This is a genomic window from Nonomuraea sp. B1E8, assembly GCF_039871515.1.
Taxonomy (GTDB): Bacteria; Actinomycetota; Actinomycetes; order Streptosporangiales; family Streptosporangiaceae; genus Nonomuraea.
Map to the genome: position 1 here is coordinate 1 of NZ_JBDPLS010000004.1, position 20572 is coordinate 20572.

A 20572-nucleotide genomic window follows, 5' to 3' on the forward strand; every position below is an offset into this window, starting at 1 on the left:
CGGAGCCGTCCCATCGCGCACGTTCTGCGCTGGTCGGACTGGCGCCGCCGTCACCAGGCGACAGCCCGGCGCTGCCACTACCGGCGCAGATCGAAACCATGATCGCGAAGTGTCACTGGAGTACTAGGGGTCGCGGCGCAGGCGTTTGACGTCGGAGCGGTGCTTCTTGGCGGTGATGCGCCGCTCGACGGCGCCGCGGCTCGGCTTGGTCGGGCGGCGGCGCTTGGGCGGCGGGGCGATGGCCTCCCGCAGGCGCTGGGCCAGCCGGTCCCGCGCGGCCTCCCTGTTGCGCAGCTGCGAGCGGTATTCGGAGGCGGCAATCGTGATCGTGTCGGCGCCCAGCCGGCCCCGGGCCCGCTCCTTGAGCGCCGGCGAGAGCGCGGTGCTCGCGGCCAGGTCGAAGGTCAGCTCCACGCGGCTGTCCGTAGTGTTGACACCCTGGCCGCCCGGGCCTGACGAGCGCGAGAAGCGCCAGACGAGCTCGGCGTCGGGGATGACGACCGAGTCGTTGACGACCAGCGGGCCGGGCATGCGGGGAGCTCCTGTTCGACGTCCTCAGTGGAAGTTTCACCGTATCCGGGCGACATATACCGGTCGCAACGGTATTTCCGGCGTCGATCACCGGCTTGACGGCGGGATGCAAGCGGCGTATGCCAATATCGCGCATCAAACGATCAAGGGTGGGGAGGCGCTGTGGCGGCCATCGTCGGCGTGCACGGAATCGGCAAGTACAACTACTACGTGAACGCCGGACGGTCCGCGGCCGGGGCGGCGGAGGCCATGCGCCGCAAGTGGGACCGCTACCTGCACGCCACGCTCGGCGCGGAGTCCGCGGCCTACTTCTCCGAGATCGCCTACTTCTCCCACCACCTGCACGACGGCAAGGACGACGACGAGCCCAAGTCCGCCGCCGCGATGGAGATCCAGGCCCAGGAGGTCCTCGCCGGCTGGGCCAGGAACATGGGCCTCGGCGAGCACATCACAGGAGCCCTCAAATCGGTCACCGGCTGGCTGCTCGACAGGCTGGACGGCAGGTCGGCGGCGTTCGCGAAGCTGTTCGCGCCCGAGGTGGCGACGTACCTCACCGACCAGGCCAGGCGGGAGAGCTGCCGGCAGGTCGTCGCCGACGTCATCCGGCGCAACCGGCCCAGGGTCGTGATCGCGCACTCGCTCGGCAGCGTCGTCGCGTACGAGACGCTCTGGGCGCACCCCGAGCTCGAGATCGACCTGCTGGTCACCCTCGGCAGCCCGCTCGGCATGCGCCACGTCGTCTTCGAGCGCCTCCTGCCCGCCCCCATCAACGGCCGCGGTGAACGCCCGAAGAACGTGGGGCGCTGGGTGAACATCGCCGACAAGGACGACATCGCCGCCATCCCGCCCGCGCTGCGCGAGAGCTTCACCGGCGTCGACGCCGAAGAACTGGTCAACCTCGACTGGATCGACTTCCACACGGCCGAGAAATACCTCGGCTGCCCGGCACTCGACCCGCATCTGCGACCATTCCTCGCATGACGTGGATCGTGTTCGACTATGGCGGTGTCCTGTCCCTGCCCCAGCTCGAGACCGACGCGGACGCCATGGCGCGGGCCGCCGGGGCCGACCCCGAGCTGTTCAGCCGCGGCTACTGGGAGCACCGCCTAGCGTTCGACCGGGGGAGCCTGACGCCGTTCACCTACTGGTCGGCGGTGCTCGGCAGGCCCGTCGCCCACTCCGAGGTCGCCCGGCTGGTCGCCATGGACATCGCGAGCTGGGCCCACCCCGACGCGGGCACGGTCGCCCTCCTCGGTGAGCTGATCGCGGCCGGACGCGACGTGGCGCTGCTGTCCAACGCCCCCGTCTGCGTCAGCGACGGCCTGGACGAGCTGCCCTGGATCGCCGCGATCGGGCGGCGCTTCTACAGCGGCAGGATGGGCCTGGTCAAACCCGACAAGGAGATCTACGACGAGGTGGCCCGCGAACTCGACGCCGACCCCGCCGAGATCGTCTTCATCGACGACCGGCTGGAGAACGTCCAGGGCGCCGAGCGGGCCGGCATGACCGGCGTGCACTTCACCGACGCCGCCGCGCTCGGGACGACGCTGCGGCAGATCGCCTGACCGACGCTGTTCATCCGGCCTTGACTCCCTGGTCACGGCCGGGTCAGCACGGCGGGACATACCTGGGAACGTGGACCGCAGAGCCTTCCTGACAGCGGCGACCGCCGGCCTCCTCCTCCCGCAGCCCGTCGGTCGGCCGGCCCTCGCCTCCCCGGCCAGAACCCTCAGATCCGATCCGTTCACGCTGGGCGTCGCCTCCGGCGACCCGACGACCGACGGCTTCGTCCTGTGGACCAGGCTGGCCGTCGCCCCGCTGAACGGCGACGGGCGCGGCGGCATGCCCTCCCGCGACGTGGACGTCGCCTGGCAGGTGTCGGCCGACGAACGTTTCGCCACGATCGTCAGATCCGGCACCGCCACCGCCAGGGCGCGCGACGCCCACAGCGTCCACGTCGAGCTGAAAGGGCTGCAGCCGGGGCGCGACTACTTCTACCGCTTCAGGAGCGAGGGCCGGCCCTCCCCGGCCGGCCGTACCAGGACCACGCCCGAGGGGGAGACGCCGCTCACGTTCGCGGTGGCCGCGTGCGCCCACTACGAGCACGGCTACTACACCGCCTACCGCCGCCTGGCGCAGGAGGAGCCCGACCTGGTCGTCTTCCTCGGCGACTACCTGTACGAGTACGGCCCCAGCGGCTACACCGCGCTGACCGGCCGCGTCCGCACCCACACGCCGGGCAAGTGCCGCACGCTCGCCGACTACCGGCTGCGGCACGCGCAGTACAAGAGCGATCGCGACCTGCAGGCCGCGCACGCGGCGGCGCCGTGGCTGGTGGCGTTCGACGACCACGAGGTGGAGAACAACTGGGCCGGCCCGGTCTCCGGTTCGGGAGCGCGGGACTTCGCCGGGCGCCGGCGTGAGGCGTTCAAGGCGTACTACGAGAACATGCCGTTGCGCCGCGCCAGCCTGCAGGGAGCGGTGCTGCGGGTGAACCGGCGGGTCTCGTGGGGCAGGCTGGCCCGCTTCCACCTGCTGGACACCCGGCAGTTCCGCGACGACCAGGCGTGCGACGACGGGGTGCGGGCCGGGTGCGACGAGCGGCTGGCGGACGGCCGCACGCTCCTCGGGCCCGGCCAGTGGCGCTGGCTGGAGAGCGGGCTGCGCGGCTCCACCACCCGGTGGAACCTGCTCGGGCAGCAGATCATGATGGCGCAGCGCGACCACAAGGCCGGTCCGGGACGCGAGGTGAACCTGGACTCGTGGGACGGCTACGCGGCCGAGCGCACGCGGCTGCTGCGGTCGCTGGCCCGCACCTCCAACCCGGTGGTGCTGACGGGGGACGCGCACATGCACCACCTGGCCGACCTCAAGACGGACTTCGACGACCCGGACTCGCCGGTGGTGGCCAGGGAACTGGTGGCGTCGTCGATCGCGAGCGACGGGGACGGGTACCGGGACCGCACGTGGATCGCGGAGGCCCTCCAGGAGAACCCCCATATTTCCTACATCGACCAGCGGCGCGGGTACGTGATGGCTCGACTGACCCGCGATGAGATGTCCGTCGAGTTCCGAACACTGGACTACATCTCACGCAGAGGTGCCCGCGCGCGAACCTCCCACCGCCTCACCCTCCCGGCCGCTCCCGACGCCGCTGTCGCCGCCCAGGCCGCCGCGCCAGGCTGAACGTTTCCCCGGAATCAGCTGACCGCGGGCCTGGCCCGGGCGGTGGATTGCCGGTGTGCCGGGACGGTGCCGCCGGGTGGGTTGGCCGGTGGGTGGCACCGAGCCGGTCGTCGTCGTGGCGCGGCGGGTGGGGTCAGGCACCTGGCCAGCCGCTCTCCGGGAACGTGCCGGAGGCGCCGCCGGACATGACCACCTGGTCGCTCTCCACCAACCCTGCGGTGACCTGGACGAACTGGTCGCTGCGCACGCCCGTTCGCACCACCTTCGCCGAGTCGTGGCCGTCGGAGCGGACCGTGACCACCTGGGCGCCATCCGATCGGCCGCGGACAGCTGCTGCGGGAACGTAGAGCGCGTCCTGGGCCTCCTCGGTCGTGACCGTCACCGAGGCCGTCTGCCCGAGCATCAGCCCGGCCGGCGAATCGTCGAAGGAGAGGGTGACCGAGTAACGGACCAGCCGACCGTCCACGGTGGCGGTCGGTGCGATCGCCGTCACCGTCCCCTGGTACCGCTCCTCGCCTCGGGTGGCCAGGGTGATCTGGGCTATCTGGCCGAGTTCAAGCCGGTTCACGTCGGACTCGGTGACCATGGCCTGGACCTGGAGCTCGTCAAGGTCGCCGAGGCTGATGAAAGTGCCGGTGCCCGCCGCGTCGCCGACCGCGCCCGCCACCGACAGAACCGTCCCGGACGTGGGGGCCACGATGCGGGTGGCCCGTACAGCGTCCGCCGCCTCTTCGAGCGCGGCCTCGGCGCGGTCCACGTTCGCGGCCGCCTGGTCCTCGCCGATGCCGCCTCTGGCCTGCGTGCCCGTGCCCCGGTCGCAGCCGCCCACGCCCTGCGACGGCCGTGCGCCGCCGCTCGGCCTGGCCGACGGCTTCCCGCTGCCCGTGGGGTCGCCGTTCCGGGACGGTGGGGGGCTCGCGGACGGCTTGGCGCCGGTGGACGGACTGCCGGTGAATGAGCCTGCGGGGGTGCCGGTCGGGCGGTTCCCCGGCCGGCCGGCTTCGCCGATCGAGGTCCCCTCATCGGACGTACCGCCCGTGACAGTGCCGCCGTCAGGGGAGCCGCCGCCGGAGGTCCCGCCGGTCGGTGCGGCGGTCACCGTCGTGGGGACAGTGGCCGTCACGGTGGCCGTCACGGTGGCCGTCACGGTGGCGGTCACCGTGACCGTCACCGTGGGCCGGGGCTCCGGCTCGGTGGGCTCGGAGGTAGGCGTGGAGGTGGGCGTCGAGGTGCGCGTGGAGGCGGGACGCGAGGTGGGATGCGTGTCGGCGCTCGCCGAGGGCTTGGCTGTGCGGCTCGGCGCGGGACGTGGCGTGCGGCGGCCCGGCGTGGAGCTCGGTGACCGGCTCGCGCTCACGCGACCCGCGCTCAGGACGCCGGCGCGCAAGACAGGAGGTGCCACCGGCCCATTGGCGCCGTTAGCCACAGTCTCGTCGGCCTGGATCTCGTCGGCCTGGATCTCGTTGGTCGTGGTCTCGTTGGTCGTGGTCTCGGTGGTTGTGGATCTGTTGGTTGGGGTCCTGCCGGTGGCGGGGGTGTTGTCTGTGCCGCTGGTCGTGCCGGTGGCGGGGGTGCAGGTGCTCGTCCCGGTTGTGGAGGAGGCCGCCTCCAGAGCCTCTTCGGACGCGGCCAGGTCCGCCTTGGCCGCCGTGTACGCCTCCCGCGCCCCCCGGTCGTCGATCCTGGCCAGCACCTGCCCCTTCTTCACCTTGGCCCCGACCTTGGCGTACACCTTCGTCACCGTCCCCGGCGAGCCGAACGCCAGGTCCCTGCGCGAGCCGTCCACAGTGCTGCCCGCGGCGCTCACCGAGGCTGTGACCTTCCCCCGCTGTACGGCGGCGAGCCGGGCCTGGACGGTGGGCGGGGTGTCGTCGCGGAGCGCCAGCGTGAGGCCGGACCCGGCGACGAGCACGGCGAGGGCGAGCCCGCCCAGCGCGAAAGTCGCTCTCATGTCGGCCCATCATGGTGTGGCAGGTTCAGGCCGGCCTGGGAGGACCCTCAGAGTTACCTGTGGGGCCGCCGGGGCGGGGGTTGTCAGCGAACATTCAGCTGGCTCGCGGCTTCGACGCAGCATCGTGTGCAAGTGTCACCGGCTGTGAAGGTGTCGACGAGGCGCAGAGCGCTGATGACCAACGGAGCACTGGCGGTGCTCCTGCTGGGCGGTGCCGTGCTCGCCTATGCCCAGCTCGGCACGGGACGGGCGGAGGGTGAGACGACCGTGCGGACGGTGACCGTGAGCCGCGGCTCCGTGACCGCCACGGTGTCCGCCTCGGGCGCGGTCGGGAGCTCCAGGTCGAGAGCGCTGTCGTTCGGTACGGCCGGCACGGTCGAGAAGATCTACGTCAAGCCTGGCGACAAGGTGGACAAGGGTGACATTCTGGCCAGGCTGGACGACGACGCCGCGCAGGAGGGCCTGTCGGCGGCCAGGGCCACGTACGAGAGCGCCGTCGCCGACGGCACCTCGACGGCCCAGCTCTACGCCGCCTACGTCAAGGCCCGTAACGCCTACAGGGAGACGCAGCGGACGGTCGCGGCCACCGTACTGAAGGCCCCCTTCAGCGGCACGGTCACGGCGGTGAACGGCTCGGTCGGCGGATCCAGCTCGGGCTCCCGCGAAAGCTCCGGCGAGAGCACCGGCTCGGGCTCCGGCGGCACGGGCTCGGGGGAGAGCGGGTTCGTCGCGCTCGCCGACACAGGGAGGCTGCAGCTCGTCGGGGCCTTCACCGAGACCGACACGGGCCTGCTCAAGCGGGGCCAGGAAGCCACGATCACGTTCGACGCGCTGCCTGGCGTGACCGCCGCCGGCAAGGTCACCCAGATCGACCCGATCGCGTCCACCAGCGACAACATCGTGCAGTACCCGGTCACGGTCGCCTTCACCAAGGTTCCCGGCCAGGTGCGGCTGGGCCAGACGGCCACGGTCGAGGTCGTGGTCGGCCGGGCGGAGAACGTGGTCACCGTCCCGTCGACGGCGGTCTCCACCAGCGGCGGCCAGACCATGGTCACCCTGCTCGAAGCGGGCAGGCAGACCAGGACCCCGGTGGAGGCCGGCATCAGGGGCGCCACGATGACCGAGATCAGATCGGGCGTGTCCGAGGGCGACCAGCTCGTGCTCCCGGCCCTCACGACCGGCACGACGAGCGGGAACCAGCGCCAGTTCACCAGAATTCCGGGAATGCCGGGAGGCGGCCGATGACCGTTTCTGGGACCGTCCCGGTGCTGCGCGTCCGCGACCTCGTCAAGGAGTACGGCGAGGGCGACACCAAGGTGCGGGCCCTGCGCGGCATCCGCCTGGACGTCGAACGCGGCGACTACGTCGCCATCATGGGCGCGTCCGGCTCCGGCAAGTCCACGCTCATGAACATCCTCGGCTGCCTTGACGTCCCGACCTCCGGCACGTACCTGATCGACGGCGCCGACGTGGGCCGGCTGGACGAGCACCAGCTCGCCGTGCTGCGCAACCGCAGGGTCGGGTTCGTCTTCCAGTCGTTCAACCTGATCCCGCGCATGAGCGCGCTGGCCAACGTCGAGCTGCCGCTCGTGTACGGCGGAATCGGCCAGGCCGAGCGGCGCGCACGGGCGCTGGCCGCGCTGGAGCGGGTCGGCCTGGCCGACCGCGTGCACCACGAGCCGAACCGGCTCTCCGGGGGCCAGCAGCAGCGGGTGGCGGTGGCCAGGGCGCTGGTCACCGCGCCCGCGCTGCTGCTGGCCGACGAGCCGACCGGCAACCTCGACACCGCCTCCACGAACGACGTCCTGGAAATCATGGACCGGCTGAGCGAGTCGGGCCGCACGATCGTGCTCATCACGCACGAAAACGACGTGGCCGCGCACGCCAAGCGGGTGATCCGGCTGGTGGACGGCGAGATCGTCGAGGACCGCCGCCGGGCGCCGGTGGACGGCACGCCATCCCGGCCGCCGGCCGAAGAGAGGGCGAGGGCCAGGTGAACCGGCTCGAGATCCTGCGCTTCGCGCTGCGCGGCCTGTTGGCCAACAAGATGCGCAGTTCCCTGACCACGCTCGGCATCCTCATCGGCGTGGCCGCGGTCATCATGCTGGTCGCGGTGGGCGAGGGCTCGTCGCGCAGCATCCAGGAGGACATCCAGCGGCTCGGCGCCAACACGCTCACCATCTCGCCGTCGTTCTCCGGCGGCGGTGGGCGGAGGGCCGGGGGCGGAGGAGGGACCACAGGGCCGCGCACGCAGGCCAGGCAGCTGACCCTGGCCGACGCCGAGGCGCTCACCGACAGGACCCTCGCGCCCTCGGTCAGGAGCGTCTCGCCGGTTGTGAACGCCCCGTCCGCCACCGCCGCGTACGGCTCGGCAAGCCACCCGATCGGGCAGCTCGTCGGCACGTACCCCAGCTACTTCGAGGCCACGAACAAACCCGTGGCCCAGGGCACGTACTTCTTCAACGACGACGTGCTGGCCGCCAGGAAGGTCGTGGTGCTCGGCCGGACCGTCGTGGACGAGCTGTTCGGCGCCGTCGACCCGATCGGCAAGCAGGTCAGCGTGTCCGGCGTGCCGTTCACGGTCGTCGGCGTGCTGAAGGAGGCGGGCTCCACCGGCATGCAGGACGCCGACGACGTGGCCATCGCGCCGCTGCCCGCCGTGCAGCAGAGCCTGAGCGGGTTCGGCGCGCTCGGCCAGATCGTCGTGCAGGCGAGCGGGGCGGAGACCACCACGACTGCGCAAGCCGAGGTCACCGCCATCCTCAACCAGCGGCACGGTGTCACCGGCGGTGACGCCGACTACCGCGTGCTCAACCAGGCCACCCTGCGGGAGACCGTCAGCGAGGCGACCGGCACCTTCACCGTGCTGCTCGCCGCCGTCGCTGCGATCTCGCTGCTGGTGGGCGGCATCGGCATCACGAACATCATGCTGGTCACGGTCACGGAGCGCACCCGCGAGATCGGCATCCGCAAGGCGGTCGGCGCGCCGAGGAGCGCGATCCTTGGCCAGTTCTTGCTGGAGGCCACGCTGCTGAGCTTGGTCGGCGGCCTGTCGGGGGTGCTGGTGGCGTTCGTGGGGACGCGGTTCACCGTCGCCGGGATCGAGCCGGTCCTCGTGCCGTCGTCTGTGGCGCTGGCGCTGGGCGTGTCAGTGGGGATCGGGCTGTTCTTCGGTGGTTATCCCGCCAACAGGGCGGCCAAGCTCAGGCCGATCCAGGCCTTGCGCCACGAGTAAGGAGATGGACATGGACCAGCTGGAATCCTCGCCGTACCAGGACGACCTGCGGGAGGAGCTAGCCGCCCGGCCCGGCAGAGGTGCGTCGAAGCTCACGCTGGCGCTGGCCGCCGGCGTGGTGCTGGTCGCGGGCGTCCTCATCGGCATCCAGGCCGGCAGGCTGTCCGGCCAGGCGGGCGCGCAAACGACAGCGCAGCAGCGTCCTCTGGGAGGCGGGGCCGGTCAGCCCGGCTACGCCGCTCAGCGGCCGGACGGCGGCCGCCGGAGCGGCGGGGGCGGACAGACCACGGGCACCGTGGAGAAGGTCGAGGGCGGCAAGGTGTACGTGAAGACCGCCGACGGCTCCACCGTGGCCGTCAGCACCGACGACCAGACCGCCGTCCTGATCAGCAAAGCGGGCAAGTTGTCCGACCTCGAGAGCGGCAGCGCGGTCGTCGTACGCGGCCGCGCGGGTGCCGACGGCTCGGTGACGGCGGCGTCGATCACTCAGGGAGGAGTCCCGCGATGAGCGAACCCGAGGCCAGGCTGCTGGTGGTCGACGACGAGCCCAACATCAGGGAGTTGTTCTCGGCCAGCCTGCGCATGGCCGGGTTCGAGGTGCTGACCGCCGCCGACGGCAAGGAGGCGCTGCGGGTGGCCCAGCAGGGCGCCCCCGATCTGGTGATGCTCGATGTCATGCTGCCCGACCTCGACGGTCTGGCGGTAGCGGGCAGGCTGCGGTCCCGCGGCCGCCGGGTCCCGGTGCTGTTCGTGACCGCGAAGGACGCGCCGGAGGACCGGCTCGCCGGGCTGGGGCTCGGCGCGGACTACGTGACCAAGCCGTTCAGCTTGGAGGAGGTCATCGCCAGGATCCGGGCCGTGCTGCGCAGGACCAGGAGCGGCATGCCGCCGCCGAACCGGCTGCGGGTCGCCGACCTGGAGCTGGACGAGGAGAGCCACGAGGTGTGGCGCGACGGCGTCCCGGTGCGGCTGTCTCCGACGGAGTTCAGGCTGCTGCGGTACTTCATGCTCAACGTGGGCCGGGTCCTGTCGAAGTCGCAGATCCTCGACCACGTCTGGAACGGCGAGTGGCGCACCGACGTCGGCCTGGTCGAGTCGTACGTCTCCTATCTGCGCCGCAAGGTCGACAGAGGCGAGCACAAATACCTGCACACCCTGCGCGGGGTCGGCTACATCCTGCGCCCGCCCCGCATATGAACGCAAAGGGAGCCAAGGGCAAGGGCGCCGGGCTGAGAAAGCACCTGGCGCGGACGCCGCTGTGGCTGCGGCTGGTGTCGGTCAGCGTACTGCTGGTCACCCTCGCCATCACGCTCACGGGCCTGTTCGCCGTGCGACTGCTGCGCGGCTACCTCGTCGAACGCGTCGACCAGCAACTCCGTGCGGCCAGCGGGCCGTTCCGCAACCCGCCGCAGCCACCCGAGACCTCGCGCCGTGGCGCGCGCCCGCTGCGCTTCTACGGCCTGTTCCACGCGGTGGTGCTCGACGCCGGCGGCGCCCCGATCAGGACGCTCAGCGAGTCGACCGAGGAGCACACTCCCGACCTGCCACGGCTGACCGCGAACGACGTCATCGGGCTGAGAGGGCGGCCGTTCACCGTCGAGTCGCAGGCCGCGGGCGGCCCGAACTGGCGGGTCGTCGCCGTGCCCGGCCGCGTCGGGCAGAGCCGGATGACCGCCATCAGCCTCGGCGACGTGGAGGGCACCGTCTCTCAGCTCGTCACCATCGTGGCGGTCAGCGGCGGGGGCACGCTGATCGTGCTCGGGTTCGCCTGCTACTGGCTGGTGCGCCGCAGCCTGCGGCCGCTCGGGGAGATCGCGCGCACGGCCAAGGACATCGCCGGCGGCGACTTGTCACGCCGGGTGCCGCTGTGGGCGGGCACCACCGAGGTCGGCAAGCTCGGCCGGTCGCTCAACACCATGCTCGCCAGGGTCGAGGCGGCGGTACGCGAGCGGGAGGCGGCGGCCGAGTCGTCCCGCCGGTCCGCCATGGCCGCCCGGCGGTCGGAGGAGCTGATGCGCCGGTTCATGGCCGACGCCTCGCACGAGCTGCGCACGCCGCTGACCTCGATCAGGGGGTTCGCGGAGCTGTACCGGCTGGGGGAGGACAAGAGCCTGGCGGAGGCCGTACGCCTGCTCAGCCGCATCGAGGGGCAGGCCGCGCGGATGGGCCTGCTGGTGGAGGACATGCTGCTGCTGGCCAGGCTGGACCAGCGGCGCGCGCTGGCGATGCAGTCCGTCGACCTGCTCAGCCTCGCGGCCACCGCCGTGATCGACGCCCAGACGCTGGCGCCCGACCGGCGGATCGAGCTGGTGCGGCTGTACGGCGGCGAGGGCGACGTGCTGGTGACCGGCGACGAGTCGCGGCTCGGCCAGGTGCTCAACAACCTCGTGACGAACGCGCTCACCCACACCCCGCCCGGCACGCCGTTCCAGGTGCGCGTGGGGGCGGACGGCGACCACGCGGTGGTCGAGGTGGCCGACGAGGGCCCCGGGTTCACGGCGGAGGTGGCCGAGCGGGTGTTCGAGCGGTTCTACCGGGCCGACCCCGCACGCAGCGCCGGCGGCTCCGGGCTGGGGCTGTCGATCGCGGCGACGCTGGTGGAGGCGCACGGCGGCATCGTCACGGCCGAGGGCGAGCCGGGCAAGGGTGCCCTGTTCCGGGTGATCCTGCCCGCCGCCGATCAGCCGAAGGCGTAGCCGTACAGGCCGGAGCCCTCGCTGAGCGGGCGTACCTTGCCCAGCCGCAGGCCCGCCCTGCGCGACCCGGGCGCGTACATGACCAGGCCCTGGCCGGGTGCGGCCACCACGAGCGTGTGCACCGGGCGCCGCCGGGTCAGGGCCCGGTAGCCGTCACCCCACCCCGGCAGCGCGGTCACCGAGGCGCCGAAGTCGCGCCCCTTCCCCTTGACCAGCAGGTTCCCCTTCCGGGTGAGCCCGCCCGCCGCACGTCCCGCCAGCACCTGGACGGCCTTCTCCCCGGGCACGCCGATGGCCAGGTCGTCCCTGCCGTCGCCGTTGAAGTCCCCGGCCGCCAGGGAGGCCCCGAACCGGTCGTAGTAGCGGGGCCTGCCGTCGAGCGTGTTCTGCGACCACGCCTCGGTCCGGTCGGTACGCAGCCCGTGGCGCGAGCCGTACAACACGTCCACGGTGCCGTCGCCGTAGTCCATGGCCCGCTGGTTCGCGGTGAGCCCTTCGCCGGGCACGCCGATGGCCAGGTCGTCCTTGCCGTCGCCGTTGAAGTCGCCGGTGGCCAGCGCGGCCCCGAACCCGTCCCACTTCTCCGCGGCGCCGTGGATGCCGGGCGTGCTCTGCGTGAGCAGCCCGGCCCGCTTCGCGCGTACGTCGATGACGGTGGCCGAGCCCTGCCCGTCCTTGCTCAGGGTGTCGGCGGGCGCTCCCACGGCCAGCTCGTCCGTTCCGTCCCCGTCGAAGTCGCCGGTGGCCAGCGCCGCGCCCCACTGGTCGGTGACGCGCGCCGCCTGCCGTACCCACCGCGTCTTCTGCGTGATCTGGTACGCCTTGCGCCCTTTCATCCCGTACACCGTCACGGCCCCGCCCGACCGGTGGCTGGGCGAGCCGACGGCCAGCTCGTCCCTGCCGTCACCGTCGAGGTCGCCCGCGGCCAGCGCCGCGCCGAACCGGTCGCTGGACGGCTTGGCGGGCGCCAGCCGCCGGCCCGCGACCAGCCCTTCCGGGGAGCCGTCGTAGATCTGCACGACCCCGTTCCCGTCGCCGCCGGGCACCCGCTCGCCGGTGAACTCCTCCGACACCCCCACGGCCAGGTCCGCGCACCGGTCGCCGTCGAAGTCGCCGACGGCCAGCGCGGAGCCGAACGCGTCACCCGGCTCGGCGTCGTCCTGGACGAGCGTGGCCGTCCTGCCCGAGCCGTACATCACGGTCACGGAACCGGCCCTGGAGGCGTCGTAGGGCGCGGCCACGGCGAGGTCGGGCCGCCCGTCGGCGTCGAAGTCGAGCGGCTGACCCCCGCACGACCGGGCGGTGGCGGGGGCCGTACCTGTGACGAGAGGAAGAACCAGGCAGGCGGCGAGCACAGCGTTCATACCGGAAGTAATGACCAGGCAGGTCGAACCGCGCCTGAACGGCACGAGAACGGGCCAGGAGGGCAGGATGCACATCGCCCGCCGACCGCGAGGAGCCCTGTGGGCGCGGGGTTTCCCGTGTCGGGACCGGCGCGGGACCGTGCCAGGATAGTCGGGTGGACGACATCGACCTCGCTGATCTGGATTTCTGGCGCAAACCACTCAAGGAGCGCAACGAGGCGTTCGCCCGGCTCCGCCAGCTTGAGCTCCCGGTGTTCTTCCCGGAGAAGAAAGTCCCGCTCCTCCGCTCGGGCAAGGGCTTCTACGCCCTCGTACGCCACGCGGACGTGGTCGAGGCGAGCCGTAACGCCAAGGTGTTCTCCAGCGAGCCCGCCGTCACCAACCCGGAGCCGCCCGGCTGGGTGAAGCAGGTGTTCGGGGAGTCGATGGTCAACATGGACGATCCGCGCCACGCCCGCCTGCGCAGGATCGTCACCCGCTCGTTCAGCCCGAAGATGCTGGCCGGCCTGCAGAGCGACATCGAGGCGGCCTGCGCCCGCATCGTCGGCGACGTCGTCAAGGACGGTCCGCGCGACTTCGTCTCCCAGGTCGCCGCCCGGCTGCCCATCCACGTCATCTGCGACATGCTCGACATCCCGCAGGAGTTGCGGGCCAAGGTGCACCAGCACGTCGACATCTCCACCGCCTACACCGGCGTGCGGCCCAGCCTGGCCCGCAGCGTCCAGATGGCCGGCCAGAACATGCTGGCCCTGCTCGCCCTGCAGCGCATGGTCATCAAGCTCGGCCACGAACGGGTCGCCAACCCCAAGGGCGACCTGGTCTCCCTCCTGGTCAACGCCAACCCCGACGGGGAGAAGCTGACCGACAAGGAGCTCGGCTCGTTCTTCGCGCTGCTCCTGGTCGCGGGCAACGAGACGGCCCGCAACACGATGGCCCACGGCATCAAGCTGCTCACCGACAACCCGGCGCAGCGCGAGCTGCTGATGAGCGACTTCGACACGCACATCAACGGCGCCGTCGAGGAGATGGTCCGCTACGTGTCGCCGATCATGCAGTTCCGGCGCACGGTCACCGAGGACTACACGCTGCGCGGCCTGGAGCTGAAGAAGGGCGACAAAGTGGTGCTCTTCTACGGCTCGGCCAACCGCGACGAGTCGGTCTTCTCCGACCCCGACACGTTCGACATCACCCGCGACACCAAGCCGCACGTCGGCTTCGGCGGGCCCGGGCCGCACTTCTGCCTCGGCGCCAACCTGGCCAGGCAGGAGCTGCGGACGATGTTCCGCGAGCTGCTGACCAGGCTGCCCGGCATCCGCTCGGTCGGCGAGCCCGAGCTGCTCCTGTCGAACTTCGACAACAGCGTGCGCAGCCAGGGATTCGCCTTCTAGCCGTCGCTAGTCGTCGGACTCCAGGACGTTCGACCTGATGGTGAAGAACGTGATCAGCGCCGCCACCGCCATCATGCCGGCACTGATCAGCATCGCCGTCCTGAAGCCCGCGTCGAACACCGGAGGGTTCTCGAACGCGTCGCCGACCAGGCCGACCACCGGCGGCACCGCGGCCACCGCGAACAGGCTGCCGGTGCGGGCCACCGCGTTGTTGACGCCGCTGGCCGTGCCCGCGTGGCGGTCCTCGACCGTGGCCAGCACGGTCGCGGTGAGCGGCGCGACCGCGCCCGACAGCCCCAGCCCGAAGACGGACACCGCGGGCAGCACCTGGAGCGGATAGGACGCGCCGAAGCCGATGGTGCTCATCCACAGGAAACCGGCGCCCGCCAGCAGGATCCCGCCCGTCATCGGCCAGCGCGGCCCGATCCGTCTGGCCAGCTCACCGGCCCTGCCGGACAGCAGCATCATCAGGATCGTCGTGGGCAACATCGCGAGCCCGGCGGCGATGGGGGAGAAGCCGGAGACGACCTGGAGCTGCACCACGAGCAGGAAGAACACCACGCCCATGGCCGCGTACATGATCAGCGTGACCACGTTGACGGCCGTGAACACGCGGTCGCGGAAGATGCCGACGGGCACCAGCGCGTCCGGCGACCTGCGCACCTCGATCGCCACGAACGCGGCCCCCAGCAGCAACCCGGCGAGCAGCGGCGCCGGCGCGCCCTCCTGGATCAGCCCGTAGGTGATCCCGGCCAGCGCCAGCGCCGCGAGGACCGAGCCCAGCACGTCGAAGCGCCCCGCGGCCTGCTCGTCCTTGCTCTCGGGCACGTGCCGCAGGGCGACGAAGAGGATGAGCGCCGCGAACGGCAGGTTGATCAGGAACGCCCACCGCCACCCGGCGGTCTGCACCAGCCACCCGCCGAGCAGGGGCCCGATGGCGCTGGCCACCCCGCCGAGCCCCGACCACGTGCCCACGGCGCGCGGCCGGTCGTGCCGGACGAACGACGCCTGGATGATCGCCAGCGAGCCGGGCGTGAGCAGCGCGCCGCCGATGCCCTGCAGCGCCCTGGCCCCGATCAGGAACTCGATGCTCGGCGACAGCCCGCACAGCGCGGAGGCCACGGCGAACCACACGACGCCGATGACGAAGATCGTGCGCCGGCCGTAGCGGTCTCCGAGCGAGCCGCCGAGCAGGATCAGCCCGGCGAGGGTGAGCGTGTAGGCGTTGATCGTCCACTGCAGCCCCGCCATGCCCGCGTCCAGTTCCCTGCCGAGGTAGGGCAGCGCGACGTTCACCACCGTGCTGTCGAGCAGCGCCAGGCCCGAGCCCAGCACCGTCGCGAACAGGATCCAGCGGCCGCGCGCCGACCTGAGCTCGACATGGTCGCCGGCATGCAGCTCGTTGGGCCCGGAGGTCATGGGCCCCATCCTGTCACCGCCGCCCGGCCTCGCTCCCGAGGGCCCGCAGCACGAACGCGCAAACCAGCTCGGCGGCCGCCTCCACCGTCACGTCGCCGCTGATCAGCGGCACCCGCTCCGCGCCGATGACCGCGAGCACCATCCGCGCCGTGGCAGGCACGTCGAGCACCTGGAAGTCCCCGGACGCCTGGCCGCTCTCGAGGATCTCGACGAGGACGCGCTGCATGGGCGCGACGTGCTCGGCCAGCCGCTGGTAGGCGTCGGGGCCGAGGGCCGCGCTGAGGTCGGCGGCCCCCGGATGCGGGTGCGCGAGCAGCCCGGCCAGCTGGAGGCGGACGAACGCCCGCAACCGCTCGGCGGGCGAGGCGCCGGCGGGCAGCTCCCGCTCGTAGCTGTCGATGAAGTAGCGGGTCACCCGCTCGGTGAACGCCAGCAGCAGCGCCGTCTTGTCGGGAAAGTAGTTGTAGAGCACGGTGCGCGTGATGCCGGCCTCGGCGGCCACGTCGGTCATGGAGATGGCGTCGATGCCCTGCTCCCTGGACAGCCGCGAGACCGCCTGCAGGATGCGGTCGCGCGTCTGGGCGCGGTGCTCACCAATGGTGGCGGCGGAGATGCGGGGCATAGGCCCATGGTACGGCGTACGGGCGATCTCGCCTGCGGAACATACCGGACATATTTAATCGAATCAATCACTCATTTGCTCGGATGATTCGACCATGCTTTCATGGCTTCATGCTCTACGGCACACCGGTCCTCGACCCCGCCGACAAGGCGGTGCTCGCCGAGATCGAGGACATGCGGCAGGATCTGCGCTTCCGCCTGGCCGAGACCCATCGATGGGACGGCCAGCTCCGCAGGCAGCTCCAGGCGCGGGCGATCCAGGGCTCCAACTCCATCGAGGGCTACCGGGCGGGGGTGGAGGACATCCAGTCGATCATGGCGGGGGAAGAGCCTCTGGAAACCTCCGCCTCTGTCGCCAAGGAGATCGCCGGTTACCAGCAGGCGCTGTCCTACATCACGCTGCTGTCGCGCGCGCCGGCGTTCCGCTACGACGTGGGCGTGCTCAACGCGCTCAACTTCATGATGATCGGCCACAAGACCCCCGGCGTCATCAGGCCGGGAAGCATCTTCATCCGCAATGGGCGATCCGGCGAGGTCGTCTACGAGGGGCCGGACGTCGAAGTCGTGCCGGGCCTGCTCGGCGAGCTCGTGACGTGGCTCAACGAGGGCGACCTCGATGCGCCGAGCTACGTGCGGGCCGCGATGGCCCATCTTAATCTGGTGAACATCCATCCGTGGCGCGACGGCAACGGCCGCATGTCTCGTGCCCTGCAGACCCTGGTGCTGGGCAGAGACCGGATCACCACCCCCGAGTTCGCCTCCATCGAGGAATGGCTGGGGGAGCAGCGCACGACGGTCGAATACTACGACGTGCTCGGCGTCGTCGGCGGGCGCCGATGGAGCCCGCATGGCGACACCCTTCCCTGGGTGCGGTTCTGCCTGAAGGCGCATCACATGCAGGCGCAGCGCGTCCGGCGCCGGCTCGCCGAGGCGGGCGAGATCTGGACGCTGCTGGAGGAGCGGGTCGACGCCGACGGGCTCAACACGCGGTGCGTCTCGGCGTTGTACGAAGCGTTCGTGAGCCGGCGCCTGCGCCGCAGCCGCTATCAGGCCGACGAGGACCTGAGCCAGGGCCAGGCCGCCCGTGACCTGCGCGACCTGGCCGCCAAGGGCTGGCTGCGGCCCTACGGTGAGACGAAAGGCCGCTATTACGAGGCCGGCCTCCGGATGGCCGAGATCAAGGCCGACTTCGCCGGGCGCGCCGCCCCGTTGCGCGACCCCTATCGCGAGGCCGGCTAGAGCCGCCGGTCAGGCGGCGGCCCTGACGGTGTGGAAGAGCTCGGCGAGCACCGCGGTGTTGAGCCGGTAGGCGAGCTTGACCTCGCCGATGACGCGCTGCCGCTCGCTGTCGTCGAGCTCCAGCGCGTCGAGCCGGGACCGGTATTCGGTCTTGAACCGGGGCAGGCTGCCCACCTCGTCGAAGAAGTAGAAGTCGACGCCCCCGCCCTTGGCGTAGCCGTAGATCTTCTGCAGCTCCATCCGGATGAACTGCCCGCCGGACAGGTCGCCCAGGTAGCGGGTGTAGTGGTGGGCGATGTAGCCGCCCGGCCAGCCGGCTGTCTCGCGGATGCGCGCCACGAGGGCCTCGGTGGATGCCGACGGCGTGATCCGGTCGCGCCAGCCCGGCCCGTAGACGGTGGCAAGGTCGCGTTCGAGAGCGGGCTCGCGGTAGAGCTCGGGGAAGACGAAGCGGCCGGCCACCGGGTGCTCGGCCAGCTCCCGTGACACCCCGTCGAGCGCGGTGTAGGCGAAGTAGTGCTGGGCGACCATCTCGCCGTATTCGTGCTCGCTCAACCGGCCGGCCATGAGTTCGGTGAGATAGCCCTCGGACTCGGCCGACTCGTGGTCGGCCCAGGTGGCCTTTCGCAAGCTCTCGGAGAACGACGTCGTCACAGCCCACCTCTACTCCGCTGGTGTTTTCATGACGAAGTGTCACAAACGGCGCCCGTCGGCGTCAAGCTGATGACGACACCATGTCAGCAAAGTTCCTCCTACCCCCACACGGTCCCGGTCAACCGGTGACCTGCTCGGATCGCCCCAGCACGATCCGGGTCAGGTTGCGCAGCGACGCGCTGCCGGGCGCGAAATAGTCACTGTGCCCGCCGGGGCCGGCCTCGAACACGCGGGCGCCGAACGCGGCACTCATGGGATCGGTGCCGAACCCCAGCGGGCCGAACTTGGTCTTGGGCACGAACCGGATCCAGTCGTTCGCCCCGAGCCCCGCCCACACGCGAGGCCGCCCGGGGCCGTCGTCGAAGGTCTTCACCGTGGTGTCCGCGCCCGGCACGATGACCGCCACCCGGTCGGCTGTCTTCAGCTCTCCGTAGATCTTCACCAGCCGCCCGCCCGGTGGCGCCGGCCACAGCAGGAACGCGCCGGTCGCGACAAGCCCGGCCAGGGCGAGGTTTCTGAACATGCCGCGACGTTATGGGGGCCGCAGGGTGATCCGCGTCCCCGCACGGTTTGAACCTGCACGTAGTACTCGGGGGTGACTCTGGGCAGGGAAGGTGTACCGGGATGCCGGAAGAGCGCATCGAGAGTCCCCTCTGGAGTGACCTTGTCCGATCATGCAGACGTGGAACGGCGGTTGGGGGAGCTGCTCCGCACCCATGAGGAGCAGGTCATCCGCCGATGGGTGGAGTCGGCCAACGCGCCGCGCGACGAACTGGCGGAGATCTACGGCGCCATACTCGGCGTCATCGAGGAGGGCGGGCGCGACCTCGCCGACCTGCGCGGCCTGCTCGCCGAGCTGTCGCGGTCGCGGGCCCGCGCCGGCTACTCGCCCGCCGAGACCTCCAAGGCCGTCTTCGGCTTGAAGGGGGCCCTGTACGAGGTCGTGGTCGACCAAGCCGACGACGAGGTGCTGCGCGGATTCATCCGGGTCGCCCGCCTCATCGACGACCTCGGCCTGTTCACGTTCGAGGCGTACGCGCAGGCCCGCGAGAAGATCATCATGGATCAGGCGGAGCAGCTTCTCGAGTTGTCCACCCCGGTGGTCAAGCTCTGGGAGGGCATCGTGGCCGTGCCGCTGATCGGCACGCTCGACTCCGCCCGCACCCAGGTCGTCATGGAGAAGCTGCTGGAGACGCTGGTCGAGACCGGCGCCGAGCACGCGGTCATCGACATCACCGGCGTCCCCGCCGTCGACACGCAGGTCGCCCAGCACCTGCTCAAGACCGTGTTCGCGGCGCGGCTCATGGGCGCGGAATGCGTCATCTCCGGCATCCGCCCGCAGATCGCGCACACCATCGTCACGCTCGGCATCGAGTTCGGCGACATCGTGACCAAGACGTCGCTGGCCGACGCGCTCGCCCACGCCTTCAACCGCAGCGGCGTGCAGGTGAGCGGCGGGCCGGCCGCGCGCGTCACCGTACGGGCGGAGCAGGCGTGATGGAGCGGGTGCCCATTCTCAAGCTCGGCGACCTGCTGATCGTCTCCATCCAGGTCGATTTGGACGACCAGACCGTGCTCGCCCTGAAGGAGGACCTGGCCGAGGCGGTCGTCGCGCGCGGGGCCAGAGGAGTGATCATCGACATCTCCGCCGTCGAGATCGTCGACTCGTTCACCGGGCGGATCCTGGCCACGATCGGCGAGATGTGCAGTGTGCTCGACGCGCACGCCGTGGTCGTCGGCATGCGGCCGGCCGTGGCGATCACGCTCGTGGAGCTCGGACTCTCGCTCGGCGGCGTCCGTACGGCGCTCAACCTGGAGAAAGGGGTTGCGCTGCTGGGCCACGTCAGGGGCGCGGTGCCGTGAACTCCGAGCGGGAGACGGCCATCGCGAGCAGCGCCGACGTCGTGGCGGTTCGCCGGCTCGTCAGAAGCGCCGCCATCGAGGCGGGGTTGTCCCTCATCGACCAGACCAAGATCATCACGGCTGCCAGCGAGCTGGCGCGCAACGCCCTCGTCTACGCGGGACGGGGAGAGGTGCGCGTCCACCTCGTCGCGAACGGGCCGAAACGCGGGCTCAAGCTGGTCGTCAGCGACGAAGGGCCGGGCATCCCGGACGTCGAGCGGGCGCTCACCGACGGCTGGACCACCGGCACGGGCCTGGGGCTCGGGCTGGGCGGGTCACGCCGGCTGGTCGACGAGTTCGACCTGCTCTCCGAACCGGGAAGCGGCACGACGGTGACGGTGACGAAATGGGCCCGGTGACGAAATGGGCCCGGTGACGAGATGGGC

At 71.3% G+C, this 20572-nt stretch carries 21 protein-coding genes; 14 read left to right on the plus strand and 7 right to left on the minus strand.

Annotation, left to right across the window (positions count from 1 at the left end):
- Positions 1-123 precede the first annotated feature (123 nt).
- The gene (arfB, locus tag ABGA98_RS14970) at positions 124-531 is read right to left on the minus strand and encodes an alternative ribosome rescue aminoacyl-tRNA hydrolase ArfB (RefSeq protein WP_347618876.1); all 408 of its coding nucleotides are present in this window, start codon (positions 529-531) and stop codon (positions 124-126) included.
- Positions 532-693: 162 nt separating this feature from the next.
- On the opposite strand from arfB, the gene ABGA98_RS14975 reads away from it, so the two are divergent.
- The 3 genes from ABGA98_RS14975 (at position 694) to ABGA98_RS14985 (ending at position 3717) form a co-directional block, all read left to right on the plus strand.
- A complete protein-coding gene (locus ABGA98_RS14975) occupies positions 694-1512 on the plus strand; it encodes a hypothetical protein (protein WP_347618877.1) in 819 nt (272 codons plus the stop codon).
- Positions 1509-2096, plus strand: coding sequence for an HAD family phosphatase (locus ABGA98_RS14980; RefSeq protein WP_347618878.1), 588 nt, complete (start codon positions 1509-1511; stop codon positions 2094-2096). The genes ABGA98_RS14975 and ABGA98_RS14980 overlap by 4 nt, the downstream gene beginning before the upstream one ends.
- 70 nt (positions 2097-2166) lie before the next feature.
- Positions 2167-3717 (plus strand): alkaline phosphatase D family protein, encoded by a 1551-nt coding sequence (locus ABGA98_RS14985; protein ID WP_347618879.1) that lies wholly within the window; start codon positions 2167-2169, stop codon positions 3715-3717.
- Between the two features lie 133 nt (positions 3718-3850).
- Here ABGA98_RS14985 and ABGA98_RS14990 read toward each other — a convergent pair whose 3' ends face one another.
- The gene (locus ABGA98_RS14990) at positions 3851-5668 is read right to left on the minus strand and encodes an efflux RND transporter periplasmic adaptor subunit (RefSeq protein ID WP_347618880.1); all 1818 of its coding nucleotides are present in this window, start codon (positions 5666-5668) and stop codon (positions 3851-3853) included.
- Positions 5669-5842: 174 nt separating this feature from the next.
- Between ABGA98_RS14990 and ABGA98_RS14995 the strand changes: the two genes are divergently transcribed.
- The 6 genes from ABGA98_RS14995 to ABGA98_RS15020 are packed head-to-tail and all read left to right on the plus strand — an operon-like array spanning position 5843 to position 11599.
- Entirely contained in the window at positions 5843-6913 is a 1071-nt protein-coding gene (locus ABGA98_RS14995) for a biotin/lipoyl-binding protein (RefSeq protein ID WP_347618881.1), read from the plus strand.
- Positions 6910-7665: an ABC transporter ATP-binding protein gene (locus ABGA98_RS15000; RefSeq protein WP_347618882.1), complete on the plus strand. Its 756-nt coding sequence runs from the start codon at positions 6910-6912 to the stop codon at positions 7663-7665. The genes ABGA98_RS14995 and ABGA98_RS15000 overlap by 4 nt, the downstream gene beginning before the upstream one ends.
- Complete coding sequence (locus tag ABGA98_RS15005; RefSeq protein WP_347618883.1) at positions 7662-8903, plus strand: ABC transporter permease; 1242 nt, start codon at positions 7662-7664, stop codon at positions 8901-8903. The genes ABGA98_RS15000 and ABGA98_RS15005 overlap by 4 nt, the downstream gene beginning before the upstream one ends.
- Before the next feature lie 10 nt (positions 8904-8913).
- Entirely contained in the window at positions 8914-9411 is a 498-nt protein-coding gene (locus ABGA98_RS15010) for a hypothetical protein (RefSeq protein WP_347618884.1), read from the plus strand.
- Complete coding sequence (locus ABGA98_RS15015) at positions 9408-10100, plus strand: response regulator transcription factor (RefSeq protein ID WP_347618885.1); 693 nt, start codon at positions 9408-9410, stop codon at positions 10098-10100. Before ABGA98_RS15010 ends, ABGA98_RS15015 begins: the two co-directional genes overlap by 4 nt.
- Positions 10097-11599: a HAMP domain-containing sensor histidine kinase gene (locus tag ABGA98_RS15020; protein WP_347618886.1), complete on the plus strand. Its 1503-nt coding sequence runs from the start codon at positions 10097-10099 to the stop codon at positions 11597-11599. The genes ABGA98_RS15015 and ABGA98_RS15020 overlap by 4 nt, the downstream gene beginning before the upstream one ends.
- Here ABGA98_RS15020 and ABGA98_RS15025 read toward each other — a convergent pair.
- Entirely contained in the window at positions 11584-12963 is a 1380-nt protein-coding gene (locus tag ABGA98_RS15025) for an FG-GAP and VCBS repeat-containing protein (RefSeq protein ID WP_347618887.1), read from the minus strand. The genes ABGA98_RS15020 and ABGA98_RS15025 overlap by 16 nt on opposite strands.
- 155 nt (positions 12964-13118) lie before the next feature.
- On the opposite strand from ABGA98_RS15025, the gene ABGA98_RS15030 reads away from it, so the two are divergent.
- Positions 13119-14351: a cytochrome P450 gene (locus ABGA98_RS15030; RefSeq protein ID WP_347618888.1), complete on the plus strand. Its 1233-nt coding sequence runs from the start codon at positions 13119-13121 to the stop codon at positions 14349-14351.
- 6 nt (positions 14352-14357) lie between these two features.
- Here the strand turns inward: ABGA98_RS15030 and ABGA98_RS15035 are convergent, their stop codons facing one another.
- Together ABGA98_RS15035 and ABGA98_RS15040 are read right to left on the minus strand one after the other, a co-directional pair.
- Positions 14358-15770, minus strand: a complete 1413-nt coding sequence (locus ABGA98_RS15035) for an MFS transporter (protein ID WP_347618889.1) — start codon at positions 15768-15770, stop codon at positions 14358-14360.
- 13 nt (positions 15771-15783) lie between these two features.
- Positions 15784-16392: a TetR/AcrR family transcriptional regulator gene (locus ABGA98_RS15040; protein ID WP_347618890.1), complete on the minus strand. Its 609-nt coding sequence runs from the start codon at positions 16390-16392 to the stop codon at positions 15784-15786.
- A gap of 110 nt (positions 16393-16502) precedes the next feature.
- Between ABGA98_RS15040 and ABGA98_RS15045 the strand changes: the two genes are divergently transcribed.
- The gene (locus ABGA98_RS15045; RefSeq protein WP_347618891.1) at positions 16503-17630 is read left to right on the plus strand and encodes a Fic family protein; all 1128 of its coding nucleotides are present in this window, start codon (positions 16503-16505) and stop codon (positions 17628-17630) included.
- Positions 17631-17639: 9 nt separating this feature from the next.
- On the opposite strand, the gene ABGA98_RS15050 is transcribed toward ABGA98_RS15045, so the two are convergent.
- Positions 17640-18284, minus strand: a complete 645-nt coding sequence (locus ABGA98_RS15050) for a biliverdin-producing heme oxygenase (RefSeq protein WP_347618892.1) — start codon at positions 18282-18284, stop codon at positions 17640-17642.
- A gap of 118 nt (positions 18285-18402) precedes the next feature.
- Entirely contained in the window at positions 18403-18807 is a 405-nt protein-coding gene (locus ABGA98_RS15055; RefSeq protein ID WP_347618893.1) for an alpha/beta hydrolase, read from the minus strand.
- 159 nt (positions 18808-18966) lie between these two features.
- Between ABGA98_RS15055 and ABGA98_RS15060 the strand changes: the two genes are divergently transcribed.
- From ABGA98_RS15060 to ABGA98_RS15070, 3 genes are read left to right on the plus strand one after another with little or no spacing between them, the layout of a single operon-like run.
- Positions 18967-19782: an STAS domain-containing protein gene (locus tag ABGA98_RS15060; protein ID WP_347618894.1), complete on the plus strand. Its 816-nt coding sequence runs from the start codon at positions 18967-18969 to the stop codon at positions 19780-19782.
- Positions 19782-20147 (plus strand): STAS domain-containing protein, encoded by a 366-nt coding sequence (locus ABGA98_RS15065; protein ID WP_347619453.1) that lies wholly within the window; start codon positions 19782-19784, stop codon positions 20145-20147. The genes ABGA98_RS15060 and ABGA98_RS15065 overlap by 1 nt, the downstream gene beginning before the upstream one ends.
- A complete protein-coding gene (locus ABGA98_RS15070) occupies positions 20144-20545 on the plus strand; it encodes an anti-sigma regulatory factor (protein WP_347618895.1) in 402 nt (133 codons plus the stop codon). The genes ABGA98_RS15065 and ABGA98_RS15070 overlap by 4 nt, the downstream gene beginning before the upstream one ends.
- Positions 20546-20572 lie beyond the last annotated feature (27 nt).